This is a genomic window from Desulforhopalus glucosivorans, from assembly GCF_054397165.1.
This window is the reverse complement of the sequence record NZ_AP044854.1, coordinates 963,657-975,007: the sequence shown is the minus strand read 5'-3', so window position 1 is coordinate 975,007 and position 11,351 is coordinate 963,657. Positions and strand designations below refer to the sequence as shown.

The 11,351-nt window shown below is 43.9% G+C and carries 11 protein-coding genes; 9 read left to right on the top strand and 2 right to left on the bottom strand.

Annotation, left to right across the window (positions count from 1 at the left end; genetic code table 11):
* Window positions 1–332 precede the first annotated feature (332 nt).
* The 8 genes from ACX6CI_RS04245 to ACX6CI_RS04210 all read left to right on the top strand — a co-directional run bounded on the left by ACX6CI_RS04245 (window position 333) and on the right by ACX6CI_RS04210 (window position 8,176).
* Entirely contained in the window at window positions 333–1,400 is a 1,068-nt protein-coding gene (locus ACX6CI_RS04245) for a radical SAM protein (protein ID WP_458776932.1), read from the top strand.
* A 72-nt stretch (window positions 1,401–1,472) separates the two neighbouring features.
* The gene (gene hemE, locus ACX6CI_RS04240) at window positions 1,473–2,492 is read left to right on the top strand and encodes a uroporphyrinogen decarboxylase (RefSeq protein ID WP_458776931.1); all 1,020 of its coding nucleotides are present in this window, start codon (window positions 1,473–1,475) and stop codon (window positions 2,490–2,492) included.
* A 17-nt stretch (window positions 2,493–2,509) separates the two neighbouring features.
* Window positions 2,510–3,103: an HDIG domain-containing metalloprotein gene (locus ACX6CI_RS04235; protein ID WP_458776930.1), complete on the top strand. Its 594-nt coding sequence runs from the start codon at window positions 2,510–2,512 to the stop codon at window positions 3,101–3,103.
* Window positions 3,104–3,364: 261 nt separating this feature from the next.
* The gene (locus tag ACX6CI_RS04230) at window positions 3,365–4,384 is read left to right on the top strand and encodes an amino acid ABC transporter substrate-binding protein (RefSeq protein WP_458776929.1); all 1,020 of its coding nucleotides are present in this window, start codon (window positions 3,365–3,367) and stop codon (window positions 4,382–4,384) included.
* A 65-nt stretch (window positions 4,385–4,449) separates the two neighbouring features.
* Window positions 4,450–5,622 carry an amino acid ABC transporter permease gene (locus ACX6CI_RS04225; RefSeq protein ID WP_458776928.1) on the top strand — a complete coding sequence of 391 codons (1,173 nt, stop codon included), beginning with the start codon at window positions 4,450–4,452 and terminating at the stop codon, window positions 5,620–5,622.
* A 9-nt stretch (window positions 5,623–5,631) separates the two neighbouring features.
* Entirely contained in the window at window positions 5,632–6,726 is a 1,095-nt protein-coding gene (locus ACX6CI_RS04220) for an amino acid ABC transporter permease (protein WP_458776927.1), read from the top strand.
* Window positions 6,727–6,764: 38 nt separating this feature from the next.
* Complete coding sequence (locus ACX6CI_RS04215) at window positions 6,765–7,532, top strand: amino acid ABC transporter ATP-binding protein (protein ID WP_458776926.1); 768 nt, start codon at window positions 6,765–6,767, stop codon at window positions 7,530–7,532.
* Between the two features lie 65 nt (window positions 7,533–7,597).
* Window positions 7,598–8,176, top strand: coding sequence for a LysE family translocator (locus ACX6CI_RS04210; RefSeq protein ID WP_458778430.1), 579 nt, complete (start codon window positions 7,598–7,600; stop codon window positions 8,174–8,176).
* Window positions 8,177–8,192: 16 nt separating this feature from the next.
* Here the strand turns inward: ACX6CI_RS04210 and ACX6CI_RS04205 are convergent, their stop codons facing one another.
* Window positions 8,193–10,040 (bottom strand): SLC13 family permease, encoded by a 1,848-nt coding sequence (locus ACX6CI_RS04205; RefSeq protein ID WP_458776925.1) that lies wholly within the window; start codon window positions 10,038–10,040, stop codon window positions 8,193–8,195.
* Between the two features lie 116 nt (window positions 10,041–10,156).
* Complete coding sequence (locus ACX6CI_RS04200; RefSeq protein ID WP_458776924.1) at window positions 10,157–10,543, bottom strand: hypothetical protein; 387 nt, start codon at window positions 10,541–10,543, stop codon at window positions 10,157–10,159.
* Between the two features lie 673 nt (window positions 10,544–11,216).
* Between ACX6CI_RS04200 and ACX6CI_RS04195 the strand changes: the two genes are divergently transcribed.
* Window positions 11,217–11,351, top strand: a complete 135-nt coding sequence (locus tag ACX6CI_RS04195) for a hypothetical protein (protein WP_458776923.1) — start codon at window positions 11,217–11,219, stop codon at window positions 11,349–11,351.

The window sequence follows — 11,351 nt, the reverse complement described above, 5'->3', positions numbered from 1 at the left end:
GAATTCGTAAAAAAAGACCAGCAACCTGTTCTAAGTCAATTACATCTTTATTTTAGTATGGAAAGACTTAATTTTTATTAACCCAAAAGACTCACCCCGATAAACGGGATACGTACCTCGAAGGTCTCACTACGTTTACGTATCTGGAAGTAATTTTATGCTCGCAGTGTTAAAAGTTTCTCTAGTTTTCTTGTTTTTTATGACAGCTTTTCTGGAGTAAGGTGCTAAGTTTTGTTAAGATGCTTGGTTTTGTTTGAACTACAGCCTATAATTATGGTTGATCACAAGACTCCTTTGTGCTGCCTGGAGTCATTATATATCTGGAGCTTTTTATGGATTTCGAACCCAAATGGATTGCCTGGGAAATCACCCGCCGCTGTAACCTTAAATGTGTACACTGTCGTTCATCGTCAGAGCTTGCCATAGACGATCATCCTGATTTCAGTTTTGAAGAAGCCAAGACAATCATGGATGACATTGCCTCCTATGCAAGCCCTGTTCTTGTACTCTCCGGTGGTGAACCCCTGTTGCGCGATGATGTATTTGATATTGCCAAATACGGTAATTCCAAGGGTTTTAGAATGTGTCTTGCAACCAATGGGACTCTAGTAACAGATGAAATCTGCCGGCAGATTAAAGAGGCTGAGATTAAAATGGTTTCACTTAGTCTTGATGGTGCAAAACCTGAAACCCATGACAACTTCCGTAACCAGGAAGGCGCTTTTGCAGGGACTATGGAGGCCATTAGGCTTTTCAAAAAACATGATATTCCCTTTCTTGTTAATTCCTCCTTTACGGTGCGCAACAAAGACGAAATTCCCGAGATTTATAAACTCGTAAAAGGTTTAGGAGCCGTCGCCTGGTATATGTTTATGATCGTTCCCACAGGGCGCGGAGAAGACATCATGGAGGAACTTATCCCTCAGGAACTCTACGATGAAATTCTTGACTGGCATTACGAAGTGGAAAAAGAAGAAAATGAGCTATTAATGCGACCAACCTGTGCGCCGCATTACTATAGGATCATCCGGGAAAAGGCTAAAGAAGCTGGAGAAAAAGTCCAGAGAAGAAACCTTAATTTCTCAACGGGTGGATCAAAGGGTTGCCTTGCAGGACAACTCATCTGTCTCATTGATGTCGATGGAGAAATTTTACCATGCAGCTACTTTCCAAAATCTGCCGGGAATGTAAAAACCACTCCTTTTAAAACCATATGGGAAGAATCTGAACTATTTCTCCAATTAAGAGATTTTAAAGGATATAAAGACAACTGCGGTCAATGTGAGTATGTTGGTGTCTGCGGTGGATGCAGAGCAAGGTCATATTCCATGACCGGAGACTTCCTGGCTCAGGAACCATTCTGCAACTACACCCCGAAAAAATTACGACAAAAAGAGTAAACGGACTGCTGGTAAAAGCATAAAACGTAACGCATAATAATTTAAACAAAAACTTCAATTTATAAAAACAACATGAATGATACCTTTCTAAAAGCCTGTCGAGGAGAAAAAACAGACTACACCCCAATCTGGATGATGCGCCAGGCTGGACGGTACCTTCCTGAATACCAGAAGGTTCGTGGCAATGTCACCTTTCTTGAGCTATGTAAATCCCCGGAACTCTGTGTTGAGGTTACCCTTCAACCAATTGATATCCTAGGCTTTGATGCAGCAATTCTGTTTTCCGACATACTTATCCTCATGGAAGCAATGGGGGCACATCTTGAATTCCACGAGGGCAAGGGACCGATCTTTCCTGAGACCATTAGAAGTCAGGCAGCTCTTGATACGCTGATTATTCCTGATGCTGATGAAGCCACAGGCTTTGTCATGGAGACTATCCGTCTCTTACGAAAAGAATTAAAGGTGCCGCTCATAGGTTTTGCAGGAGCCCCATTTACCTGCGCCACCTACCTTATTGAGGGCGGCAGTTCAAAGGTTTTCTGGGAAACCAAGAAAATGATGTTCACCGATCCTACTCTTTTCCACAATCTAATGGAAAAGATCACCGATGCGACCATCCTCTATCTTGACGCCCAGGCCAGAGCAGGTGCACAGGCTCTACAGCTCTTTGACAGCTGGGCCGGGGTGCTTGCCCCATGTGATTTTGAAAAGTTTGCCCTGCCCTATGTGCAGAAAATCCTCGCAGCTCTACAAAAGTATGACATTCCGCTTATATACTTTGCCAACAATGGAGCTACGCTCCTTGATCTTTCCATCACCTCCGGTGCCAGTGTTATCGGCCTTGATTGGCGTATGAACATAGGTGATGCAATTAAAAAAGTCGGTAACAGAGCTATACAGGGAAATATTGACCCTTTTGCTCTTCTCCTGCCAAAGGATGAACTGCGTGCGCGAATTGGCCGCCTACTAGACGGTGCCAAGGATGCCCATGGTCATATTTTCAACCTTGGCCATGGCATCCACCAGTTCACTCCACCTGAGCAGGCCAAAATTGCAGTTGATGCTGTCCACGAACTGAGCAGCCGTTAGGCAAATTCACGTTTTTTATGACAAGACCAATACCCTCCATTAAACAGTGTCTGCATTTCATCGACCAGTATGAAATGCTGGACAATATTCGTGATCACTCCTTTATGGTGGCTCGTGTTGCAAAGACACTTGCCACCCAGCTTTATCTTTCTCCTACAGCACTATCTCCCGATACCGCCGAAGTTATTGCCGGTGCCCTCATGCACGATATTGCCAAAACCCGTTGTCTTAAAAACAACAGTCATCACGCTCAAGACGGACAGTCCATCTGTATAGAACTCGGTTTTCCTGAGATTGGGGACATCGTACTTGAGCACGTGGTATTGCGAGACTTTAACGAGCAACAATACAGACAAGGGGCATTTGGCGCTAAAGAACTCGTTTACTACGCTGATAAAAGGGTCCGTCACGACCAGGTGGTCACCCTAAACGACAGACTCGCATATATAATAGAGCGTTATGGCAATGCTGACCCTGTCAAAGAACAACGAATCAAGGAGAATTTTGCAGCGACATTCAAATTTGAACAGTTACTCTTTTCCTTTGTAAGTTTTGAACCTGAGGCCTTAGCAGATAATCTTGTGGACGATTTTCTATCTGTTGGTGAATAGAACGACCATCGTCTTTATTACATTTACGTCACATTTGTCTTGTTTTTCGGGCAACTTTGTAACCTTTGAACTTTTTCACATTTTTTACTCAATAATGTAACAAATATCCTTGACACTACTATGAATTGTTGGAATAAACAGAGTCGCACGAAACGTGCAGTGTTTTACTTATGATACATATAGATAATAATGATAAATAAGATTATCATTGTCTTATTTTAGTACCAATAACCAATCAATATCTACAAGGAGACTTAATTGATGAAACAGTTAAAGCATGTAGTTCCCTCGGTCGTTGCTGCATTTTGTTTAACTGCAGGTGTTGCTACTGCAGGAACTCTTGACGATGTAAAGGCTAAAGGGTTTATCCAGGCTGGCGTTAACGGTGATCTTTTTGGTTTTGCCAAACCCGATGCAAAAGGTGTATGGAAAGGTCTTGATGTAGATACAGCCAGAGCTGTTTCAGCTGCAGTATTTGGTGATGCTGACAAGGTTAAGTACACCCCTCTCACCGCTAAGACCCGTTTTACCGCGCTCCAATCCGGAGAAATTGACGTTCTTACCCGTAACGCAACCCAGACTCTAAGCCGTGACACCTCTCTTGGACTCAACTTTGCCCACGTAAACTTTTATGATGGACAGGGATTTCTCATCCCAAAAGAACTCGGTGTAAAAAGCGCTACCGAGCTTGATGGTGCATCTGTTTGTGTTCTTCCAGGAACCACCACTGAGCAGAATGTTGCTGATTATTTCCGCGTCAACAACATGAAGATGAATCCGGTTGTCATTGAGAATACAGCTGAGCTTTCAAAAGCATTTTTTGCTGGACGTTGTGACTGTATGACTTCTGATGCCTCTCAGCTTGCAGGTATCCGCGCAGTTGCTCCTACTCCAACTGACTACATGATCCTTCCTGAAATAATTTCAAAAGAGCCCCTCGCACCAGCCGTTCGTCACGGAGATGACCAGTGGCTCGATATCGTTAACTACTCAGTACTCGCACTCATTGCTGCAGAAGAGATGGGAATTACCTCTGAGAACATCGATGAGATGATGAAGAGTACTGATCCTAAAATTCAGCGGTTTTTAGGCGTTACAGCGGGTAATGGTGAAGCACTTGGTCTTGATGAGAAATGGGCATATAACATTATCAAGCTGGTAGGTAACTACAGTGAAATCTTTGAGAGAAATGTTGGTACCAAGACACCTCTTATGATTGAACGCGGATTGAACGGTCTTTGGACCAACGGTGGTTTAATGTACGCACCTCCTTTTAAGTAATTCGATAGTACAACTCAAAATGCCCGGACCATGTCCGGGCATCGTTTTATTTACTGTAGGTTAATATGGACACAACAGCCCCCGGCAAAATCCCCTTTTTTCGCGACCCAACGAAGCTTGCAATTTTATATCAAATTCTCACAGTTGTTGGAGTTGCACTGCTCAGTTACTACCTGATCAGCAACACCCTTGCCAACCTTGAACGACAGTCAATATCAACTGGGTTCGGTTTTTTTGAAAAAGAAGCTGCTTTTGAGATTGGTGAATCGGTCATTGAGTATTCCGCAGCTGACTCCTATGGTAAAGCTCTTGCTGTCGGCTTTCTCAACACCCTTATCGTCTCTTTTATTGGTATACTCCTCACTGTATTCTTAGGTACATTTATTGGTATTGCCAGATTGTCATCCAATTGGCTTGTCTCTAAATTATCTGCGGCCTACATCGAGCTCTTTCAGGATATACCTATCCTTTTACAACTCTTTTTCTGGTACGCCTTTTTTTACGAGATACTTCCTTCTCCCAGACAAGCCCTCAATCCCATAGATGGTGTCTTTCTCTGTAATAGAGGTCTCATATTTGGTGTTCCACATTGGCACCAGGGTTTTCTCTTTGGAGGTATGGCTCTGATCATTGCAGTTGTCCTTGTCTTTATTATTAAAAAATGGGCTGCAAAACGACAGGCTGCAACTGGACTTATATTTCCAACCGTAAAAGTATCTACTGCAGTACTGCTCGGCCTACCGCTACTCGCATGGTTTGTCGGAGGTGCGCCTACTGAGATGAACGTACCCGCCCTCAAAGGATTTAACTTTAAAGGTGGTATTACAATCAGCCCTGAATTTACCGCACTGTTGCTGGGGCTGGTACTCTACACAGCGGCCTTTGTTGCTGAAGTTGTAAGAGCAGGTATCCAGTCAGTAAGCAAGGGACAGCGTGAAGCTGCCCTCTCCATTGGTCTCAAACCAGGACATGTACTCAATCTGGTTATTCTACCCCAGGCATTACGAGTCATCGTACCTCCCTTGACCAGCCAACTACTTAATCTTACAAAAAACAGCTCTCTAGCAGTTGCCATCGGCTATCCTGATTTTGTGTCTGTTGCTGGTACCACCATCAACCAGACAGGACAGGCCATAGAAGGTGTTGCTCTCATCATGATTGTCTACCTCATTTTCAGTCTGTCGACCTCGGCTTACATGAACTGGTACAATAAAAAAATTGCCCTTGTGGAAAGATAGTTGTCAGCTATGGAAGAAACTTTACGCCCCAATACAACCAAAGAAATTAAACCTCCGGTAACAGATGTCGGTATTATTGGCTGGATGCGATCCAACCTCTTTAACGGCTGGTTTAACACGATACTGACCCTTGTTTTCGGTTACGTACTCTATGTAACTGTGCCCTCATTTATTGATTGGGCCTTTATTAACAGTAGCTGGTTTACAACAAGTGAAGAGTGTAAGGCCAACGGTGGAGCATGCTGGTCTGTTGTTACAGCAAATATCCGTTTTATTTTATTCGGCTTTTATCCCCATGCCCTCCAGTGGCGACCGCTTCTTGCTGTGGTTATTCTGGTACTGCTATTAATCTACAGTCAGAACAGAAAGCATTGGAAGAAATCCCTGGCCTACGCCTGGGCCATTGGTTTATTTTCCATGGGATTACTTCTTAAAGGTGGTCTTTTTGGACTTGAATCTGTTGAAAGTACCAACTGGGGAGGACTCCCCCTTACTCTTTTGCTTTCAGTTTTTGGGCTCACGGCTGCGTATCCTGTTGGCATTATCCTGGCCCTTGGCAGGCAGTCAAAAATGCCAATCATCAAGTCATTTTGTGTTATCTATATCGAGCTTATTCGTGGAGTGCCACTTATCAGCCTCCTCTTCATGTCGTCTGTAGTTTTTCCCCTCTTTTTACCAGAGGGTATGACCATCAACCCAATTCTCAGGGCTCAGGTCGCAATTATTATGTTTACAGCGGCCTATATCGCAGAAGTTGTTCGAGGAGGATTACAGGGTGTTGATAGTGGCCAATATGAGGCCGCTGAGTCACTGGGCCTTAATTACTTTCAGTCCATGCGCCTGATCATCCTTCCCCAGGCACTAAAGATTGTCATTCCACCATCGGTGAGTATTCTCATTTCCGCATTTAAAGATACCTCACTGGTTGTTATCATTGCACTCTACGACCTGCTCAAAACCACACAGACAACACTTACCGATCCTAAATGGATGGGGTACTCTTCTGAGGCATATATCTTTGTTGCCCTTATTTATTTTATCTGCTGCTTCTTCATGTCAAACTACAGTAGAAAACTTGAAAGAGAACTCGATAGGAGCCTTTAAGACTCTTACGTATAAAGCTTTAAACCCAGGAAAAATTGATGAACGAAAACCTTACAGATACAGATAATCAAGAATCTCCTATTATCACCATCGAAAACATGCATAAGTGGTATGGTGATTTTCATGTACTCAAAGATATTAACCTCACAGTACAAAAGGGTGAGAGGATCGTTATCTGCGGTCCCTCCGGCTCAGGAAAATCGACTCTTATTCGCTGCATTAACAGACTGGAAGAACATCAGCGAGGCAAGATCATCGTTGACGGTATTGAGCTTACTAATGATTTAAAAAACATAGAAAAGATCAGGGTGGAAGTTGGTATGGTTTTCCAGCATTTTAACCTCTTTCCCCATCTTACTATCCTCGAAAACCTCACCCTCGGTCCAATCTGGGTTCGTAAGACGCCTAAAAAAGAGGCTGAAGAGATTGCGATGTACTATCTTGAAAAAGTACGGATCGCGGAACAGGCGCTGAAGTTCCCGGGTCAGCTCTCAGGTGGCCAGCAGCAACGGGTGGCCATAGCACGTAGTCTCTGCATGAAACCAAATGTTATCCTCTTTGACGAACCTACATCAGCCCTTGATCCGGAAATGGTAAAAGAGGTTCTGGATGTTATGATCAGCCTTGCCCAGGATGGCATGACGATGCTGGTTGTCAGCCATGAAATGGGCTTTGCCAAGAGTGTCGCCCACCGCGTGCTCTTTATGGATGGTGGTGAAGTACTTGAAGAAAATGAGCCAAATGAATTCTTTGGTAACCCGCAACACGAAAGGACCCAACTCTTCCTCAGTCAGATTCTCGACTAATTAGAATAAAGAGAAGAATAGTGATCAACGCATCCCTGCTGGCACTTTTTGTGCCGACTTTTTTTATGGTCTCCATCACGCCAGGGATGTGTATGACCCTCTCACTCACCCTCGGCATGTCTGTTGGAGTTCGTCGCACCTTCTACATGATGTGGGGAGAGCTCCTTGGGGTGGCTGTTGTTTCCATTGCAGCTGTAGCAGGTGTTGCCGCAATAATGCTCAGATACCCCCAGGCCTTTATTCTCCTTAAATACTGCGGAGGCGGCTATCTGTTTTACCTGGGCGTACAGATGTGGCTCTCAAAAGGGAAGATGGCACTATCCGACACACTGGATACAAGCCATGATGTAAAGCGATCCACCCTCGCCATGCAGGGCTTTATTACGGCTATTGCCAACCCGAAAGGCTGGGCCTTTATGATCTCTCTCCTGCCCCCATTTATCGACCAGCAGTACCCGGTACTACCTCAAACAGCTATACTCCTTACAATTATTCTCTTTATCGAATTTTTTTGCCTTATTATCTATGCGAATGGCGGTAAACGCCTTCGAAGATTTCTGAGTAAAAAAGGAGGCAGTGAAATTTTAAATAAAATTTCAGGCCTACTTATGATGGCTGTGGGCTGCTGGCTGGCCTTCGGTTAAACGATATCCCCCACCGCTACACACCAAAAAACAATGTAATACAGCCCATCAACACCGCGGTATACAAAAAGGTCATCCCCAGACCAGCCCTCATATAATCCTTTGTCCTATAACCACCTGGACGCATAATCATGGCATTTACCTGATGTGTTGGCAGAATAAAAGTGTTAGAGGCTGAAACAGCCACCACAAGGGCTGCAATCATCGGATCACTCCCCACTGATACTGCCATGTTCATGGCAAGTGGAATCATAAGAACAGTTGCCCCAACATTTGAGGCCACAAGGGAGAAAAATGAAGCGAGAATTGAAATAATAAACATCAACATAAGTGGGCTCGGACTACCCACCAGGTCAAGTACGGTGTTTGCAATATAAGCCGCTGTTCCAGTTGTCTCAAAAGCGGTGCCGAGAGGTATAAGGCCAGAAAGCAGAAACACGGTTCTCCAATCCACCGCCTCATAGGCTCTATCTGCTGGAATAATTCGCGTAAGAATCATCCCAAGAGCTCCCGCGAGTAGTGCAATGGAAAGTTTAACCTGAACCACAAGTGCCAAAAACAGGGCAAGTACCAGAAAAAAAACAGCACAACGGGTTCGCTCCGGCTTTAGTTCAACATCATGAATTTCACTGAGAAAGGCAATATCCATCTGTTCTGACAAAAGGCGAAACTGTTTCCACTGGCCCTGCATAAGGATGGTGTCCCCCTGCTGCAGTTTAGTCACATTAATTGCGTCCATAATTATCTCATCGCCACGAACAATGGCGAGCGGATTAATATGAAACAGTCGTCTGAACTGCAATTCCTCCATGGTGTGCTGACTAAGATTTGAATGGGGGATAACAACCCCTTCAATAACTCCGGACTCATCCGGGTAATTTTCAGTTTCAAATACGTCGTAGTCTGGCTTAATGACCCAGCCTTGCTCTTCACAAAGACGGCCTACATTTTCTTCAGAACCGACAACCCAGATTGAATCCCCAGCCTCGACATGTGAATCTTTTTGTGGAGAAAGATTCTTCTTAAAACCGCTCTGCTTGGCAATACCAACAACTGTAACATGATATTTGGGCCGTACTTCGAGTTCTCCCAAGGTGTGGTTGGGATAAAACTGGGGCACTTCAATTTCATAGCCATGCCCCACTTCACTTCCATAGATTTCATGGAGTCGTTTATCCATATTATCATCGTCAAGACTACACTCTTCTGCAGGTAAAACTTTATTTCCAAATAGCGTGAAATAGATGAGGGCTGTAATCAGAAGAGCTAAACCAATGGGGGTTACAGTAAGAAGACCAAATGGTGTGAATGTGGCATCTCCCACTGTGGCACTGTTATTATTCCACCACCCCTCCATAAGGTCATTAAGCATAATAAGAGGGCTGGAACCAACCAAAGTAAGGCACCCCCCGATAATAGCACAAAAACCCATGGGCATAAGTATTCGGCTCACAGAAAAGTGGAGTTGTTTACTTATACGGATGGTTGCAGGCATAAATAGTGCCGCAGCACCAATATTTTGCATAAAACTTGAAATGACCGCTACAGTCACAGAGATAACCACCATTATGCGATTCTCACCACGACCTGCAATTTTAATGATTTGAGCAGCAACGAGGTTCATCACTCCTGTTTTATTGAGTCCGGCCCCAATTATCATTACGGCGATGATGGAAACAACGGCATTGGAACTTAAACCAGCAATGGCATCTTCAGCACTGATGACACCGGAGAGAGGTAATAACACCATCATCAGTAGCCCCACAAGATCAACCCGCAACAAATCTGTTACAAATAGAAATACTGCCAACCCCAACAAAAAAAAGACAATATACATGTCCGTTGTGATAATCGCTGCTTCCATTAATGGTTCCTTTTTATTTCAACGACCAGAATTTAAAGACGCAATGTTAAAAGGTTCTCCAGTTTTCTTGGGAGTCTACGCTACCTGTTTTTTAACAGAAGTTCAGGAGTAAGGCACTAACAGCCGCAACCACAGGAGCCACCAGAACCACAACCACTTGTGGAACCCGCAAGAGCCGCAACCACTTCCCTATTCTCAACGTCCATCACGTCTAATATCTCGATCTTAAGACAAAGGTTCTGGGGTAGGATTTTCCCCTCGGTAAGAGGGTTGAGCGTATGAAGTAATACTCCAAAGTACTCAACAAGTGAGCTGGAGCTTACATCCGTTTGTATCTGATCACCTTTACGCCCCCCTTCAAGTACACACTCAAAAGGAGTAAGACCGTCCTGGCCAATCCCAAAAATAAAGGCAAATGACACGACACTATCTTCAGTAACATTTTTATTATCTCGCAGTGAAACAGAAACGTGAACCTTTTTCATCGGTTTTACCTGGGCCATACCTTCACCTCATGTTGAGTACCAAGAATATACATGTAAGTTCTCTACATCATCATAGTACATAGCAATAGTCACTAAACGAAGCAACCGGGTTAAATACCTGGGACACCTCTCTTTGTTGACTATCTATTAGTGCCTTTTAGCTCCCTTATTGAGACAATACAAACTGTATCTTTACGACAGGTTTTCCATAAAAAACTACATAACATATGCACAGCACAGCTTCACTGTTTTTCCACCATTGAGGAGTCGTCTCTTTTCTTTGCTTGCAACTGCCAATGAATCTGGTACTAATTAGATATATTACTAACCCTGATAAACGGGATAAGTACCTTAGAAGTAATTTTAAGTTCTCAATGTTAAAAGGTTCTCCTGTTATCTCGGAGTCTACCCTACCTGTTTCTTATGACAGCTTTTCTGGAGTAAGGTGCTAACCCCGATGAACGGGATAAGAGCCTTGGTGGTAAGACTAAGTTTACGATTTCAAATTCCACTCCTGAGTTTCCTGTTTCTTATGACAGCTTTTCTGGAGTAAGGTACTAACCCCGATGAACGGGATAAGTGCCTTGGTGGTAAGACTACGTTTACGATTTCAAATTCCACTCCTGAGTTTCCTGTTTTTTATGGCAGGATTTCAGGAGTAAGGCACTAATCAATATACGGAGGTATACCGATGGTCGAAGCCCCTGAGAAAGAGAGTAACAACACACCAGCTGAGGAAAAAGATAACATCATCGTTGAAATCTTTAAAAAGCTGCTCGAAATCAACTTCAGCACCTATGGTGGAAAAAAGAATGTTCTGAAATAG

Coding starts and splice junctions, on each gene's coding strand:
- ACX6CI_RS04245 (WP_458776932.1), top strand. CDS start 333: ATGGATTTCGAACCCAAATGGATTGCCTGGGAAATCACCCGCCGCTGT.
- hemE (WP_458776931.1), top strand. CDS start 1,473: ATGAATGATACCTTTCTAAAAGCCTGTCGAGGAGAAAAAACAGACTAC.
- ACX6CI_RS04235 (WP_458776930.1), top strand. CDS start 2,510: ATGACAAGACCAATACCCTCCATTAAACAGTGTCTGCATTTCATCGAC.
- ACX6CI_RS04230 (WP_458776929.1), top strand. CDS start 3,365: ATGAAACAGTTAAAGCATGTAGTTCCCTCGGTCGTTGCTGCATTTTGT.
- ACX6CI_RS04225 (WP_458776928.1), top strand. CDS start 4,450: ATGGACACAACAGCCCCCGGCAAAATCCCCTTTTTTCGCGACCCAACG.
- ACX6CI_RS04220 (WP_458776927.1), top strand. CDS start 5,632: ATGGAAGAAACTTTACGCCCCAATACAACCAAAGAAATTAAACCTCCG.
- ACX6CI_RS04215 (WP_458776926.1), top strand. CDS start 6,765: ATGAACGAAAACCTTACAGATACAGATAATCAAGAATCTCCTATTATC.
- ACX6CI_RS04210 (WP_458778430.1), top strand. CDS start 7,598: ATGGTCTCCATCACGCCAGGGATGTGTATGACCCTCTCACTCACCCTC.
- ACX6CI_RS04205 (WP_458776925.1), bottom strand. CDS start 10,040: ATGGAAGCAGCGATTATCACAACGGACATGTATATTGTCTTTTTTTTG.
- ACX6CI_RS04200 (WP_458776924.1), bottom strand. CDS start 10,543: ATGGCCCAGGTAAAACCGATGAAAAAGGTTCACGTTTCTGTTTCACTG.
- ACX6CI_RS04195 (WP_458776923.1), top strand. CDS start 11,217: ATGGTCGAAGCCCCTGAGAAAGAGAGTAACAACACACCAGCTGAGGAA.